The organism is Pseudomonas lundensis, assembly GCF_015377145.2.
Lineage (GTDB): Bacteria > Pseudomonadota > Gammaproteobacteria > Pseudomonadales > Pseudomonadaceae > Aquipseudomonas > Aquipseudomonas lundensis.
The window spans coordinates 3813507-3829057 of the sequence record NZ_CP062158.2 but is presented as its reverse complement, the minus strand read 5'-3'; the positions used below and the strand labels follow the sequence as shown (position 1 = coordinate 3829057).

The following is a 15551-nucleotide window of genomic DNA, read 5'->3' as shown; positions in this document are numbered from 1 at the left end:
TCTTCCCAAAAGCCGGCTCCGGAATTTATGAGCCCCACTCCTTATTTCAAGGAAGACGGGTTGCTGCCAAAAACGCCGGGCGATGTGTTGCGCAATTACCGAGAGCAACAAGCGGCCTTTCATGGGTTTGAGCAAGCCGCGATGAGCGCTGCTTGGGCTGCCGGACACGCGTACGCTGGCGCCCCGTGCATGAAAATTGTGACGATCAGCCTGTGTTTTGACGGTACGAACAACCATGAACCGTCTGACAGTAAGGCCACGCCTTTAACCACAACCAATGTGGCGCGTCTTTATCATGCGAGTTTGGGCGGCTCTGTTTATGAGGCAGAGGAGAGGGAGGGGTTTTACCGGTATTACATGCAAGGCGTTGGCACCGAGTTCAAGGATATAGGTGAATTTGAACCCAACAGTGACGGCCTGACAAAGGCGGTGGGCGGTGAGAACCGTATCAACTGGGGCATTACCCGAGTGATCGATGCCCTTCGAAGAGCAACAGGCTTATCGCGTCTTGAAAATATAGATGCCTACAACCTTGTTAAAGATATGGGTACCAGCCTCACCGAAGATTTACTCGGCGTTTCGCTTTTCAAAAACAGCTATACCCGCCGCCAGGAAGTACTGGCGGCCCCGCTGGCCGAACTTAAAAGCCAGATTGATGCGGCACACGCGTCTAAAACCATTCCTGAAATCAAGGCCGTGCGCCTGTTCGTGTATGGCTTTTCCCGTGGCGCAGCCCAGGCGCGGACGTTTGCCAACTGGCTGGAGGCCCTGACCAAGGTGGAGGTGGAGGGCAGCAGGTGTTACCTGTTCGCTGGTCTGCCGATCAAGATCGTGTTCATGGGCCTGTTCGATACCGTGGCGTCGGTGGGGTTACCGTATATGGTGCCCTTTGCCGCCGGGCACATGGGCTGGGCCGATGGCAGCCTGCGCCTGAGCGATGACGAGGCCTTCCTTGAGCATTGCGTGCACATGGTGGCGGCCCACGAGCAGCGCAGTTGCTTCCCGGTGGATTCCATTCGGCGCAAAGCCAACCCGGACGACCCGATGTGCCCGTCCACTTACCGCGCCGGTACGGCGGAGTACATCTACCCCGGTATGCACTCGGATGTGGGCGGCGGTTACCCGCCTGGCGATCAGGGCAAGGCATCTCAGGGCGAAAAAGAGGTGGTGTCGCAGCTCGCTTTGCACCACATGTATGCCGAGGCTTATAAAGTCGGCGCACCTCTGCAGGCTCCCCCTGAAGCGTTTAATGCAGCATTAATGAATGAACGCCCTTGGCTAGCGATGAGTGAATCAACTTCTTTTGAATTCGAGGTAGGCCCCACCGTCATCACCCGTTTCAACGCCTGGCTCAATGCCATGGACAACGGTCCGCTGGAGGAGGTGATGAGGCGCGAGGCGGGGTTGATCACCGGGTGGCGGATCAGCCGTTACGCCAAGGGCTGTGCCCCTCACACGCAGTCGTACAGCGATGTGATGAGGGATGGCGCGACCAAAGACATGAGCTCTGACGAGGTCAAGGCCTTCAAGGCGTTGCACGGCATGCAACTCAAGGCAGACGCGGCCGCGCTGGCGGGCGCGCCTGCTCCCGTTTTGACCGAGGTGCAGTTGGCTGAAAAAACAGCCCACGAAGCCATCAAAAAGAAGTACGAGGAACGTAGCAAGACCACGCCCGTGCAGAGGTTCAACACCAGCAAGGTGTACGACCCGTCCCTTGAATACCGGCAATTGCGCAACGCCATGGCCGATTTTCGACGTGACTACGTGCCGGAATGGAACCTGGACACCAGCGAGTTTGTCGGCTTCGGAACGCTGTTAAACACGTTTCTCGGCGGGTTGGTCTATATGACCAATGAGCAGGATGAAGCGCAGCACTATGCCGACATGCGCAGGGATGGGGAGATCCGTTATGGGCAACTGTTCGGCCATGATGGCAAGGCGTTGAACGACAGTGTGTTGCCGATCATCCGCCTGTTCGATGAGCATGTGCATGACTCCCGCGCCTGGTTCATGAACGCGGAGTTGAATGAGCGCGAGTTGTTCAGTGATTACTTCCGTTATCGCAACATCTTTTTCGACAACGAGTCCAACAACGAACTGACGTTGCTGGTGACCACTGAGCGCGTGGTGGGCGTGGCGCTGTCGGTGGCCAGCGTCGGCCTGAGCGTCAAACGTCATGACCCGCGCTTTTTGGTGGGGCTGATGATCCCGACCCTCGGCACCCCGGTGTTTCGCGGCAAGGTGGGCTTCCCAAGCATCAGCGCGTTTGACACCGTCACACGCCGCGCCCTGCCCATGGTTGAAGGGCTGACCTCAATCCGCGCCTTCAGCAAAGACACGGCCAGCGCCGTCAAAGCCGCCCAGGCCTTGCCGCTGGCGCCGCTGCTAAGCGAAGCCACAGCCACGACCGAAGACCTGATCGCCATCCTCAAAGGCGAACCCGCCGAAATCCCCGTCCCAAACACCGATGAACTGGCTCGCACCGCCGCCCGCAAATCCCGCTGGCCAAGCCCTGTGGAAATTGACCCCATTGAGCAGGCGATTGCCGAACTGGTCGGCGGCCACGTCTACGGCAAACCCTACTTTTTGGACATCGATTCGATTGTGTAGCGCCGGTTGAGGGCCAGCCCTGGCTGGCCCTGTTTCGCAGGGATTTACACGGTTTCAGGCTCGCCGCAGGGGGCTTTTTCAAGGGAGACCCCGTGGGTCATCGGCGCCGTGTGCCGTGTTGAGATCAGGGTGTAGATCGACGGCAGCACAAACAGCGTGAACAGCGTGCCCACGACCATCCCCACCACAATCACGATCCCCAGGCCAAAGCGGCTGCTGGCGCCCGCGCCGCTGGCGAACAGGAGCGGCACCAGGCCCACGACCATGGCGGCGGTGGTCATCAGGATCGGGCGCAGGCGGATGCGCGCCGAGCGGATGATGGCGTGGGCCGGGGAGCAGCCACTGGCCTGTTGCAGTTCGTTGGCGAACTCGACCATCAGAATCCCGTGTTTGCTGATCAGGCCAATCAACGTCACCAGGCCGATCTGTGTGTAGATGTTGAGCGTCGCCCAACCCAGCGCCAGCGGGATGAGGGCCCCGCAGATCGACAGGGGCACGGTGATCAGGATGATCAGCGGGTCGCGCAGGCTCTCATACTGTGCGGCCAGCACCATGTAAATGACGATGATGGCGAACAGGAAGGTCATCATCAGCGCGTTGCCTTCGTGGATGAACTGCCGCGAGTCCGATTGCCAGTCGTGGCTGAAGCTGGCAGGCAGTTGTGCGCTCTGATTGGCCAAAAAGGCCACCGCTTCGCCAAGGCTCACGCCTGGGGCCGGGATGCCCTGAAAGGTGGCCGAGTTTTGCTGGTTGAACTGTTTGAGGCGGTTGGGCTGGATGTCACTGTGCAGGCTGACCACGGTCGACAGTGGCACTTGCACACCGCTGTCAGTGCTGACGTAAAAGCCGTTGAGCGCGTCCGGGGTCAGGCGCTGTTTGGCTTGCGTCTGCGGGATCACGTCGTAGGAGCGGCCCTGCAAACCAAAGCGGTTGGTGTAGTTTTCACCGACCAACACCGCCAGCGTGCTGGCGATGTCTTGCAGACGAATGCCGAGGCTGTTGGCTTTGCTGCGGTCGATGCGCACTTCAGTCACCGGGTTGTTGAAGTCCAGGTCACTGTCGACCACCGCGAACAGGCCGCTGGCCCGCGCCTGTTCCTTGATGTCTTGCATGGCTTGATACAGCGCGCGGTAATCCTCGGTGCTGCGAATCACCAGTTGCACCGGCAGGCCGCCGGTCGAGGCGGGCAGGGGCGGCATCTGGAAGACGAAGATCGAGTTGCCTTCCACGGCGTCCACCTGTTGTTGCAGCTCGTTCTGGATCTGTGCGGCGCTGCGGTCGCGCTGACCCCATTCGCTGAAGTTGATCCCCGCGAAGCTGGCGGCAACCCCGTCGGTGCCGTTGATGATCCAGGTGCTGGTGGTTTCCGGGATCCGGGCCAGCAGTTCGCTCAGTTGGGCAGCGTAGCGCTCCACGAAGTCGAGGTTGGCGTGTTGCGGGGACTTGATCGCCAGCAGCAGGTTGCCCTGATCTTCGTTGGGCGCCAGTTCCTTGTCCGCGTGGCCGTATAGCAGCGGCAGGCTCAGCAGCACCAGCAGGCCGAACGCCAGTACCGCGCCGCGTGCGCGCAGCGAATGCACCAGCCCGCGCTGATACAGGCGCGACAGGCGGTGAAAGAAACCCTCGGCCAGCAGGCTCATGCGCCCTTCGCTCTGGCCGGGCGGCAGCAGTTTGGCGCACATCACCGGCGTCAGGGTCAGGGCGATCACGCCGGACACCAGCACCGCGCCCGCGAGTGTCAGGGCAAACTCCTTGAACAGCGCGCCGGTGAGGCCATTCATCAAACCGATGGGCATGTACACCGCGGCCAGGGTGATGGTCATGGCGATGACCGGCGAGGCGATTTCCCGTGCGCCAACCAATGCGGCGTCAAGCGGCGCGCGGCCTTCCTTGATGTGACGGTGAATGTTCTCGGTCACGACAATGGCGTCGTCCACCACCAGGCCGATGGCTAGCACCATGGCCAGCAAGGTCAGCAGGTTGATGCTGAACCCGAACATCGCCATCAGCGCCAGCGCCCCGAGCATCGACAGCGGGATGCTGAGGATCGGGATCAGCACGGTGCGCCACGAACCGAGGCACAGGAAGATGATGACCACCACGATCAGGATCGCTTCGAGCAGGGTTTCGAGCACTTCCAGAATCGAGGCTTCGATAAAGTGCGCGGTCTCGAACGCCAGCGCCACCTCGACACCGGGCGGCAGGGTCTTCTGGATGTCGGGGAGCAGGCGCTTGATGCCCTCGACGATCAGCAGCGGGTTGCCCTTGGGCGTGGCGTATAGGCCCAAGTGAACCGCAGGTTTGGCGTCCATCAGGGCGCTGGTTTCATAGGCGGCCGAGCCCAGTTCGATCTCGGCAATGTCGCGCAGGCGCAACAGGTGGTCGCCACGGTTGCTGATCACCATGTCGCGAAATTCATCGAGGGTGTTGAGGTCGCTGTTGACCTGGATCGAGGACACCACGTAGTGGCCCTTGATCTGCCCCGGTGCGGCCTGAAAGTTGTTGGCGCGAATCGCCTGTTCCACCTGATCGGCATTGATGCCGTGGCCCGCCATGCGCTGCGGGTCGAGCCACACGCGCATGGCCAGGCGCTGGCCACCAAACGTGTCGACCTTGGCCACCCCTTCAAGGGTGGAAAACAACGGTTGCACCACGCGGCTGAGGTAGTCGGTCAGGGCGGCGGCGGACAGGGTGTCGCTGGAAAAGCCGACGTATGCGACAGCCGTGGAGTCCCCGGCCGAACGCTCGATGACCGGGTCATAGGCCTGCTCGGGCAGGCGGTATTTGACCTGATTGACCTTGGCAATCACTTCACTCAGCGCCTTGGCCGAATCTTCGTTAAGCGCCATGCGCAGGGTAATCACACTGTGGCCCTGCACCGACGATGAACTGACGTAATCGACGCCTTCCACCGATGCCAGCGACTGGTTGATTGGCTGGGTGATGAAGCCTTGCATCAACTCGGCGGGCGCGCCGGGGTAATCGGTGCTGACGGTAATCACCGAGCTTTCCAGCAGCGGGTACTGGCGCACGGGCAGCCCCATCCAGGCTTTTAGACCGGCCAGCAGGATCATCAGGCTGACCACCAGCGCGAGCACCGGGCGGTGGACGAAAATGTCAGTGAATTTCACTTTTGCGCTCCTGCTTCGACGGCCAGCGCGGCGCTGGTCACCGGTTCGATGCTCGCGCCATCACTGAGCTTGATCTGGCCCGAGGTCACGACTTGATCGTCGGCCGACAGGCCCTTGTCGATCACCACCCGGCCATCGCGCCGCTCGCCGGTCTTGACCGACACGCGGCGTACCGTGGGCGCGCTTTTTTCATCACGGGCCGGTTGCACCACGTACACGTCTTCGCCATAGGCGCTGTAGGTGACGGCGGTTTCCGGCAGGCTCAGGGTGTTTTCCGGCATGGCCTGTGGCAGGCGCACACGGGCAAACATGCGCGGCAGTGCTGCGCCAGGCGGGTCTTGCAGGCGTGCCTGAACGCTCAGCGTGCGGGTGCGGTCCAAAAACGGGTCGACGCTGCTGACCACCGCCGTGACCGGTTGGCCGGGCAGGGCATCGAGTTCAATCAGCAAGGGGCTGCCAGTCTTAAAGTGCGCCAGGGCTTGTTCGGGCACGCTGAAATTGACGAACAGCCCTTTATTGCCGATCAGGTTGATCAGGGTGTCGCCAGGGTTCACGTATTGGCCCATGTGCACTTTGCGAATACCCAGCGTGCCGGCAAAGGGCGCACGAATGGTGCGCTGCTCGATCTGTGCCATGAGTTCCTGCAAGGCCCCGCGTGCGGTGGTGTATTCGGCCTGGGCATCGTCCAGGGCCTCGCGCGACACGGCGTTGGAGGTAATGAGTTTTTGCAGGCGTTCGAGGCGTACGCGGGCGTTGTCCACCTGACCTTGCAAGCGCACCCGTTGCCCGCGCTCGGGGGCATCGTTAAGACGCACCAGCACTTGACCACGCTCGACCCGTTGCCCGGACTCGATGGGCAGCTCGACGATACGCCCGCCGATTTCGGCCGGCACGCTGACTTCTTCCACCGCTTCGAGCTCGCCGATGGCCTCCAGGTAACGGGTGAAGGGCTGGCGACTGACCGGCGCCACGGCCACCTTGATCGGGGCCGCCACATACCCGGCCGGGGCAGGCTGTTGCCAGCGCCAGACTCCCCAGGCCACGCCGGCAAGTACGAGAGCAATCAGGGCCCAAAGGGCTGTGCGCCGGATCAGCGGACGAGTGCTTGCAGCGACGTGAGGCATGATCTTCTTCCTTAAAGAGGCAATCAGTAAATCGGCCAACAGCCCGGCGTGAGCAATTCGACGAGGTTATGGTCGGGGTCGCGGAAATACACACTGGAACCGCCTTTGGGCCATTGCGTGCGGCCTTCGATGGCCACACCGCTGTCGTCCAGTTTTTGCTGCCAGGCGGGCATGTCGTCGGCGTCGATGGCGAAGCACACGTGAATCCGGCCGTGGGCATCGTGCGGTGGGATTTCGCCGCCGCTCAGGTATTTGGTTTCAAGGGACGCCCCGCGTTTAAACAACAGAAGCGTGTTGAGGTCGCCGACGTTAAACGCGACCAGCACATCGCTTTCGACCATGACCTCCAAATGAAGGGTTTTGTAGTAAAAATCTTTTGCTGCTGTAAGATCTTTCACGTAAAGAGCGGTTTCAATTATCCGTTTGAGTTGAAGCATGGGGCGCTCCGTATCGGGAAGGTAATCCCGGATTTGTGAATGACAGGATGGTCATGGTTTTACTGCGCAATATTGATTTGAACCTGTTAGTGGTGCTCGACGCGCTGCTGACTGAAAAGCACGTCACCCGCACCGGGGCCCGGCTGCATTTGAGTCAGCCGGCCATCAGCCACTCTCTGAGCAAGTTGCGGGTGTTGCTCGACGACCCGATCCTGATCCGTCAGGGCAGCGAAGTGGTGCTCAGTGCCCTGGCGCAAAACCTGCAGGCGCCGCTCAAGGAAATCCTCAGCCAGATTGAAATCCTGCTCGGTAAGTCGATTGACTTTGTGCCCGCCAATTCTCACCGCACCTTCCGCCTGGCGATGTCTGATTACGGCGCGGCGATCGTGTTGCCCAAGCTGTTGCGGCAACTGCGCGCCGAGGCGCCGAACACCACGCTGGTCGTGACCCAGGACAGCCGCCACGGCATGCTCGAACAGATTGCCCAAGGCAAGATCGACCTGGCGTTGGGGGTGTTTCCCAACCTCAGCGCGGACATCTCCAGCGAAGTGCTGTTTGAAGAAACCTTCTCTTGTCTGCTGGATCGCAGCACCTTGCCGGCCAACGGCCAGCTGGATTTGGACAATTACCTGTTGCGCCCGCACATTTCGGTGTCGGTGGACGGTTGTTCGAACGGTGAAATCGACCGCCTGCTGCGCGACGAAGGCTTGCAGCGCCGCATCGCGGTCAGTGTCCCGCACTGGCGGACCGCCCCGAGCATGATCAGCAACACCGACCTGATCCTCACCGTGGCCACCCGCACGCTGGATAACGCGTTGCTGGATGAAGAACTGGTCAGCCTCAGCCCGCCGTTGCCGATTCCGCCGTTCCCGTTTGTGCAGCTCTGGCACAACCGTTTCGGCGAAGACCCGGCGCATAGGTGGCTGCGCGAGCAAGTGCGGCAGGTGGTCGGTCATGCAGCCCCCGTGACCTGAGCCGGGCGCAGGCGTAAACGCAAGTCCTGACCCAGTTGCGTGACATCGAACAAGGTGAAGTCCAGCGCTTGCTTGAGGTGCACCAGCTCCGGCATGTGCACCAGCGGCCGGGCCAGATCGCCCAGCAGTTTGGGTGCCATGTAGACCAACACCTCGTCCACCAGACCGGCTTTGAGAAATGCCCCGGCCAGGGTCGGACCGGCCTCGACCATTACGTCGTGCAACCCGCGCTGGCTGAGCTGGCTCAACAGTTCATGCAGGTCGAGCCCGTAGATATCGCCGTCGACGCGCAGCACTTCGGTGGTCTGATTCGCGGGCAAAGGCGTGTCGTGGCGCACCACGTGCAGGCTCGGGGCGCTGCTGTTAAACACCTGCGCACTGGCCGGGACTCGGGCGGCGCTGTCCAGCACCACGCGCAGCGGCGCGACGGCTTCGGGCGAGGAAAGCTGGCGCACCGTGAGCAGCGGGTCATCCCCCAGCACGGTGCCGCTGCCCGTGATGATGGCGGCACTGCGAGCCCGCCACTGCTGCACATCGGCACGCGACTTGGGCCCGGTGATCCATTGCGAGCGGCCATTGCTCAGCGCCGTGCGTCCGTCCAGGCTCATGCCCATTTTCAGTTGCACCCAAGGGCGCTGGCGCTGAATGCTCGACAGAAAACCGCGATTCAACTCACTCGCCGCTTCGCGCATCAGCCCCACCTTGACCTCGACCCCGGCGGCCCTCAGCGCGGCAATTCCTTGGCCATTGACCTGTTTGAACGGGTCTTCAAGGGCCACGATCACTCGGCTGACACCGCTTTCGATCAAGGCCTGATGACAGGCCCCCGTGCGGCCGATGTGGCTGCACGGCTCCAGCGTCACGTAGGCGGTGGCGCCCTTGGCCAGGGCGCCTGCCTGGCGCAAGGCGAACACCTCGGCATGCGGCCCGCCCGCCCGCCGGTGCCAACCCTCGCCCACGACGCAATTGCCGTGAGCGATCACACAGCCCACCCGAGGGTTGGGCCAGGTGGAGTGGCTGCCACGCTCAGCCAACGACAGCGCGTGTTGCATGTGCTGAAAGTCGACTTCGGTGAAATAGGTCATGACAGCAGTGGCCTGCCTGCACGCGCCGTGATCGGGTAAATGCGACCGTCGTAGGCGCTGGCCAAAAAGCCGTTGCCGTTGGCCGCCTGGGTCAGGCAGGAAATGCCGCTGGCGGTCGGCTTCTCGAACTTCTCCCAAAGGCCGGTGCGCACATCGAACAGGGCCACAGTGCCGCCATAGCTGCCGGTGGCGATCAGGTTTTGGTCCTTGGACACGGCGATGCACTTGATTGAATGGTTGTGCGGGGTTTCGAAGACTTCACTTTCACCATTGCGCCACAGGCGCAGCTTGAGGTCGCGGCCGATGCTGGCGAATCCGCCCTCAATTTGCGTGCAGCCGTTGGAGATGCGGTCGTGCGCCTTGTTCAGATAGGTGTGTTCGGTGAAGTCGTCAATCGTGAAGAACGCCGCTGCTGCGGTGGCACACACGCTGAAGATATAGGTTTCGTCAGCGGCAATGCCTTTGATGGCGTTGTCGTGCATGGCCACTTCCGTGAGGAAGACGGGCTGCTGATGATCCAGTTTGAATATCAGCGCTTCACCGGTGTACGTGCCGATGGCCGCGTGCAACTGGCCGTCTTTGATGAACGTGGTGCCGCAGTTCAGGGGCGAGCGGTGCTGGTACAGGGCCTGTCCGGTACGGGCGTCGAACACCGTGCCCATCTGGCCGCCGGTGAGTACGCTGTCGCCGAACGGCAGCAGGAAGTTGCACAGGCTGCCGGCCTGGGTGTTGGCCACGCCGTTGACGTGCAGGATGCCCGCATCCCCGATGCTGAAAATGTCATCGTTGACCAAGGCCACGGCGTTGAGGCTGATGGCTGGTTCGATGCCGTCCAGGTCCCAGATCTGGGTGCGGAAGTTCCAGGTGGCATAGCATGAGCCGAAGGTCACGAACGCAATACGGTCTGTGCCGAGCAGGGCGCAGCTGCGTGGCCAGATGATGCTGGGCAGTGAGGTTTCGGCGGTTTTTTCCAGGCGGTTCTGGCTGTTCAGGTGCCAGAGCATCACGGAGCGGTCATAGCTGAGGCTGATCAACAGACGCTGGGCGTCGTCCCAGATGATGCGCTTGATACCCGCGGTGTGAGCCGGTTGCAGGAACGTGCCCTGGGCGCTGATCAGTGAGATTTTGCCCTCGTCGTCACCGGCGAAAATGATGCCGTCGCGCGACAGGGCCACGGTGTCGGTTTCAACCCCGCCCAGGTCAATGATTTCCAGTTGTGCGCCGGTCATGGCGTCCCAGCGGCGGATCGAACCGTCGTCGCTGCTTGAAACCAGCGTGGCGCCGTCAGCGGCCCAGCACACTGAAATAACATCGGCGGTGTGGCCTTCGAGGATGCGCAGGGTGCGGCCATTGAGGTCGAACAGACGCAGCGTATGGTCGCGTGAGCAGGTGGCGATGGTTTGCCCGTCAGGCGAGAACGCGGCCATTTCGATGTCGTCATCGTGGCCGATCAGCACCGCTTTCATGCGCAGGCTCGGCACTTCCCAGACGCGCGCGGTGTAGTCACTGCTGGCGCTGACCAGCAGGGTGCCGGTGGGGTTGAACGCGCACTGGTTGGCCAGGTGGTCATGCACCACGCGCTGAATCGGGGTTTTGGTGGTGGCATCCCACAAAATGACCTGATTGTCATAACCGGCAGTGGCGACATAGAAATCTTTAAACGTGGCAATACCGCTGATCGGGCCGAAGTGCTTCATGTGTATTCATCCTGAATAGGTAAAAGTGCGTCATGCCGTGCCGTTAAAAACCGATTGTTTGCAAGGGCTGCCACAAACGATAAATAACGGGGCCCCTGCAAAGAACCGGCGGGTATTTAACGGACGGACTTATTTGAACAAGTTGATGTGGTGATTCTTTTTATTGATCTTGGCTTGTAAATAAGGCCGGTTGTGCCGGGTCAAAAACACCCCGGTCGGGATCACGTCGTCCACCTGCACGCCGTTGTTTTGCAGGGCGATTACTTTGTCCGGGTTATTGGTAATGACCCGGCAATGTTGCACCCCCAGTGCTTTCAACATATGGGCTGCTTCCGTGAAGTCGCGATCATCTTCACCAAAGTTCAAATGTTGATTGGCTTCAAAGGTATCCATGCCAGTGTCTTGCAGGCGATAGGCATCCAACTTGGCATATAAGCCAATCCCGCGGCCTTCCTGGCGCAGGTAAATCAAATAACCGCCTTCTTCGTGCATGCGCTCGATGGACTCGGACAATTGCGGGCCGCAATCACAGCGTTGGGAACTGAAGACATCTCCGGTCAGGCATTCAGAGTGCAAACGCACCAAAGGACTATTGATCGACGCCGGACCCAGTTTGATAACGATATGTTCCTTGTCGGCTTCCAGCCCCGTAAAGCTGTAAAACGTACCGGGGATACCCGATTCATTCAGGTGGATATCAACCTGGTTTCTAACGCGCAGCGGGTTCATAGAATTCCTTTCCTATTAACGGATTTTTATTAGTTGGGGTTACAGCGTTTCAGCGAGCCTGAAGCCCATGACATAGATTTCGCGCGGGTATTTGCCATGCCGACGGCAGTTGCGGGCCAGGTCGCGAAACCGTGTAAAGCTGCCGCCCCGTGCGATGCGGTGGTTGCCTACCACGGTGACCAGGTCATCGCTGATGGCGTGTCCGCCGGGGTAGGGGGCATAGTCGTCGGCCACGTATTCTTCAACGTTGCCCGCCATGTCCATGCAGCCGAAGGGCGAGGCGCCCAGGGGGAACATGCCCACTGGGGTGGTGTTGAAAATGCCCATTTCGGCGGTATTGGCGTGTTCCGGCAAAAAGCGCTCACCCCACGGAAACTCAAGGTTCTCCGGCCCCGCCGCCGCGTATTCCCATTGCGCTTCAGTGGGCAAGCGGAAGGCGCGCCCCGAGCGCAGGCTCAGCCAGGCCACGTAAGCGTCGGCGTCTTCTGCGCTCAGGCCGTAGACCGGATGGTTCGAACGTTCCACCGGGAATTGCCCAAATGCCCAGTTGGTCGGAATGCGCGGCTCCAGCGAATCTTCGAGAAAAGCTTTGTATTCCAGATTAGTGACCGGGTATTTGCCGATGGCATAGGGTTGAAGCTGCACCGTGTGGCGCGGCACTTCCTTTTCGATCCAGCTGCGGTCCAGCCCCAGCCCTTGCATCCTGTCCATGACACTGTCGACCCTGGCTTCATCCAGCCCGGTTTCAATCCAGCCACCTTCGATGCGGATCATCGGCGGGTTAAGCACATCCAGACGCGGGTCCAGGGTCTCGGCCAGGTAGCGGCCTGCCGCCAGGCGGATCGGCAGCGCGGCGTGCGGGTCTTCCACGCGCCGCGTCAGCAGGCTGGCTGGCGCTTGAGTCAATTGCTGCCACTCAGCCAGCGGCAAGGCCAGGTTGAGGCCCGGCTGGAAGTGCTCTTCGAGCCCCATTAATTGGCGGTCAGTCATGTGCGCGGTCAGCGGGCCGTCAAATACCGGCCAGTGGGGAAACGCCTTGGATGTGTTTGACACGTCGAACTCCACTACAGATGCAAAAGGTGTCAGAGGGTGCAGACCAGGCCGGTTTGCAAACAGTTGCGCTCAAAGTCACCCCAATAGCCTTCCGGGAATTTCTGGCGATTGGTTTTGGAGATCAACGGGCGTTGCCAGTGATAGTCGCTGAACCCCGCCTTGCGGATGGCCCGCTCGTAGTCTTCGTGGCTCCAGCGGTAAAAAGTGAATTCGCTGGGTGGCGTGGTGACAAATTCTGAAGGGCAGCGGAATCCACCTTCGTGAGGGTTTTCGCTTTTGACGTGTACGCCGTACTTGGTGAAGTTGCCGTCTTCAAGGCGGAAACTGGGGTCGACGGTGTAGGCAATCAGCTTGCCGCCGGGCTGCAGGTTTTGCGCAACGGCGTAGAACATCGCTTCCAATTCGGCGGGCGACTGGGCGTAGTTGAACAGCCAGGCAGCGGTCACGCGTTCAAATTGGCCCATCACCGGCATCTCGCAGACATTGGCCACGTGAAACTCAATGGCCTCGTTGTTGCGGGCCGACTCCTTGCGTGCCAGCTCGATCATCGACGGCGAGATATCAACCCCCACCACCCGCGACGCGCCCTGACGGTACAGCTCGCGGCCGAAATACCCATAACCGCAGGCCAGGTCCAAAACGGACTTGCCTTTCACATCACCCACCATATGAAAGAACGTTTCGGTTTCAACGGAACGTTGCGATGCGGTGTCGGTGAAGACTTCAAAGCGATCGCCAATGGCGTCATAAGCGGTAAAAGAACTCATTGCTCACCTATTAAGTGTGATTGCTGTTATTAAATGCCGACCCCTGATAAAGGCCGGTGGGTGAAGTTGTTGCCTTTAAACGCGTCGCGGATTAACTGCGTACCGCAATTAAAAAACCAGCCAGTACCACACTGACGCCAATGATCTTTTGCAGGTTGAGGGGTTGTTTGGGTAAGCCCACTAACCCGAAGTAATCAATAATGACCGAGATGGTCAACTGGCCAATAATCACGGCCATGATGAAGTTGAGTGCACCCAGTCGCGGCACCAATATCAGGGCGGCGGTGATATACAACACACCGGCAATACCGCCAAACCAGATCCACCAGGGACCTGCTTGCAGGGCGGCAATATTGGGGCGAGGTACTTTAAAAATCAGCATGACCACCATTACGGCAATACAACTGACCACCAAAGACACGGCAGTGGCCCATAAGGGATGTCCTAATAACACGCCCAGTTTGGCGTTAGTGCCTGCTTGCAAGGGCACTGCAAAACCCGCCAGTAAACTCAAGACAATGGATACAAATAAACTCATGGTGCGTGCCGTCCTTTTTTTTAATCTTGTACGGCGAATATAAAAACAGGGCCAATTCTTTGTTCTAATGCGCGATATTCGCGAGGTGGATCGCCTGGCTACAGGCCTTGAGCCATAAGGCATTGAGGCTGCTGGGCGATCGAGGGTGCGCATGCAGCAGAGGCGGGTTTACAATCGCCGCACTTGAAGGGAGTAACCCAGTGCTGACTCATTTGGATTCACAAGGCCGTGCCCACATGGTGGATGTCACCGACAAAGCCGTGACCTTTCGCGAGGCGGCGGCCCAGGCCGTGGTGCGCATGCGCCCCGAAACGCTGGACATGATCGTCAGTGGCGGCCACCCCAAGGGCGACGTTTTCGCCGTGGCGCGCATTGCTGGCATTCAAGCGGCCAAGAAAACCTCTGACCTGATTCCCCTGTGCCATCCGTTGATGCTGACCGGCGTCAAGGTCGAACTCAGCGCGCAGGGCTCCGATGCCGTGTTGATCGTGGCGCGCTGCAAGCTTTCCGGGCAGACCGGCGTCGAGATGGAAGCCTTGACCGCCGCCAGCGTTGCGGCACTGACCGTGTATGACATGTGCAAGGCCGTCGACCGCGGCATGACCATCGAAAGCGTGCGCGTGCTGGAGAAGCGTGGCGGCAAGAGCGGGCATTTCAAGGCCGATGCGTCATGAAGCTCAACGTCATGTATTTCGCCCGTTACCGTGAAGCCTTGGGGCGGGACAGCGAGCAGGTCGAAGGCGTTTTTTCATCCATTGCTGAGCTGCGCTCGCACCTGTTGCAACGTGGCAACGCGTGGGACGTACTGGCTGAGCCCAACCTGATGTGTGCGCGTAACCAAGACCTGTGCAAACTCGATGAACCCTTGGCAGACGGCGACGACGTTGCGTTCTTTCCGCCGGTTACGGGAGGCTGAACATGGCCATTCGCGTCCAGACAGAGGCGTTCGACCCTGGCGTTGAGGTCAACGCCCTGCATGCCGCCAACGCAGGCGTGGGCGCCGTGGTCAGCTTTGTTGGCTATGTGCGCGACTTCAACGACGGTCGCGACGTGGCGGGCATGTTTCTGGAGCATTACCCCGGCATGACTGAAAAAGCGCTGGGCAAGATCGTCATCGAGGCCGAGCAGCGTTGGCCGTTGCTCAAACTTGAAGTGCTGCACCGCGTGGGCGCCTTGCAACCGGGAGAGCCCATCGTCTTTGTGGGCGTCGCCAGCGCCCATCGGCAAGCGGCGTTCGACGCGTGTGCCTTTGTGATGGACTACCTGAAAACCCGGGCGCCGTTCTGGAAAAAGGAACACACCCCCGACGGCCCGCGCTGGGTGGAGGGACGCGCCAGCGATCACGCAGCGGCTGATCGCTGGACGTAGGGTAGGGGGGCGGTCATTCACCGGCCGATCCCGTTTCT

The 15551-nt window shown here is 60.4% G+C and carries 14 protein-coding genes; 5 read left to right on the top strand and 9 right to left on the bottom strand.

The features are described from left to right. Positions 1 to 27 precede the first annotated feature (27 nt). Positions 28 to 2610 carry a T6SS phospholipase effector Tle1-like catalytic domain-containing protein gene (locus tag IF654_RS18030; protein ID WP_230683724.1) on the top strand — a complete coding sequence of 861 codons (2583 nt, stop codon included), beginning with the start codon at positions 28 to 30 and terminating at the stop codon, positions 2608 to 2610. 44 nt (positions 2611 to 2654) lie between these two features. Here IF654_RS18030 and IF654_RS18025 read toward each other — a convergent pair whose 3' ends face one another. Genes IF654_RS18025 through IF654_RS18015 form a run of 3 tightly spaced genes read right to left on the bottom strand, consistent with a single transcriptional unit; the run spans position 2655 to position 7302 of the window. Continuing rightward, positions 2655 to 5741: a MexW/MexI family multidrug efflux RND transporter permease subunit gene (locus IF654_RS18025; RefSeq protein WP_230683723.1), complete on the bottom strand. Its 3087-nt coding sequence runs from the start codon at positions 5739 to 5741 to the stop codon at positions 2655 to 2657. Then, entirely contained in the window at positions 5738 to 6865 is a 1128-nt protein-coding gene (locus tag IF654_RS18020; RefSeq protein ID WP_047280177.1) for an efflux RND transporter periplasmic adaptor subunit, read from the bottom strand. The genes IF654_RS18025 and IF654_RS18020 overlap by 4 nt, the downstream gene beginning before the upstream one ends. A gap of 23 nt (positions 6866 to 6888) precedes the next feature. Further along, positions 6889 to 7302 (bottom strand): VOC family protein, encoded by a 414-nt coding sequence (locus tag IF654_RS18015; protein WP_047273466.1) that lies wholly within the window; start codon positions 7300 to 7302, stop codon positions 6889 to 6891. Positions 7303 to 7349: 47 nt separating this feature from the next. On the opposite strand from IF654_RS18015, the gene IF654_RS18010 reads away from it, so the two are divergent. Next, positions 7350 to 8276 (top strand): LysR family transcriptional regulator, encoded by a 927-nt coding sequence (locus IF654_RS18010; RefSeq protein WP_047273467.1) that lies wholly within the window; start codon positions 7350 to 7352, stop codon positions 8274 to 8276. Here the strand turns inward: IF654_RS18010 and ribD are convergent. The 6 genes from ribD to IF654_RS17980 all read right to left on the bottom strand — a co-directional run bounded on the left by ribD (position 8255) and on the right by IF654_RS17980 (position 14145). After that, entirely contained in the window at positions 8255 to 9361 is a 1107-nt protein-coding gene (ribD, locus tag IF654_RS18005; protein ID WP_047282103.1) for a bifunctional diaminohydroxyphosphoribosylaminopyrimidine deaminase/5-amino-6-(5-phosphoribosylamino)uracil reductase RibD, read from the bottom strand. The genes IF654_RS18010 and ribD overlap by 22 nt on opposite strands. After that, positions 9358 to 11058, bottom strand: coding sequence for a WD40 repeat domain-containing protein (locus tag IF654_RS18000; protein ID WP_047282104.1), 1701 nt, complete (start codon positions 11056 to 11058; stop codon positions 9358 to 9360). The genes ribD and IF654_RS18000 overlap by 4 nt, the downstream gene beginning before the upstream one ends. 129 nt (positions 11059 to 11187) lie before the next feature. Beyond that, the gene (locus IF654_RS17995; protein WP_047273470.1) at positions 11188 to 11787 is read right to left on the bottom strand and encodes a GTP cyclohydrolase II; all 600 of its coding nucleotides are present in this window, start codon (positions 11785 to 11787) and stop codon (positions 11188 to 11190) included. A 39-nt stretch (positions 11788 to 11826) separates the two neighbouring features. Further along, positions 11827 to 12777 carry a formylglycine-generating enzyme family protein gene (locus tag IF654_RS17990; RefSeq protein WP_047273478.1) on the bottom strand — a complete coding sequence of 317 codons (951 nt, stop codon included), beginning with the start codon at positions 12775 to 12777 and terminating at the stop codon, positions 11827 to 11829. 92 nt (positions 12778 to 12869) lie between these two features. Further along, positions 12870 to 13607, bottom strand: coding sequence for a class I SAM-dependent methyltransferase (locus IF654_RS17985; RefSeq protein WP_047279847.1), 738 nt, complete (start codon positions 13605 to 13607; stop codon positions 12870 to 12872). A gap of 91 nt (positions 13608 to 13698) precedes the next feature. Next, the gene (locus IF654_RS17980; protein WP_047273472.1) at positions 13699 to 14145 is read right to left on the bottom strand and encodes a DMT family transporter; all 447 of its coding nucleotides are present in this window, start codon (positions 14143 to 14145) and stop codon (positions 13699 to 13701) included. 200 nt (positions 14146 to 14345) lie between these two features. Between IF654_RS17980 and moaC the strand changes: the two genes are divergently transcribed. From moaC to moaE, 3 genes are read left to right on the top strand one after another with little or no spacing between them, the layout of a single operon-like run. After that, on the top strand, positions 14346 to 14819 hold the full coding sequence (gene moaC / locus IF654_RS17975) for a cyclic pyranopterin monophosphate synthase MoaC (protein WP_047273473.1): 474 nt from the start codon (positions 14346 to 14348) through the stop codon (positions 14817 to 14819). Continuing rightward, positions 14816 to 15061 carry a MoaD/ThiS family protein gene (locus IF654_RS17970; RefSeq protein WP_047273474.1) on the top strand — a complete coding sequence of 82 codons (246 nt, stop codon included), beginning with the start codon at positions 14816 to 14818 and terminating at the stop codon, positions 15059 to 15061. The genes moaC and IF654_RS17970 overlap by 4 nt, the downstream gene beginning before the upstream one ends. A 2-nt stretch (positions 15062 to 15063) precedes the next feature. Beyond that, positions 15064 to 15513: a molybdopterin synthase catalytic subunit MoaE gene (moaE, locus tag IF654_RS17965; RefSeq protein ID WP_047273475.1), complete on the top strand. Its 450-nt coding sequence runs from the start codon at positions 15064 to 15066 to the stop codon at positions 15511 to 15513. Positions 15514 to 15551: the final 38 nt, after the last annotated feature.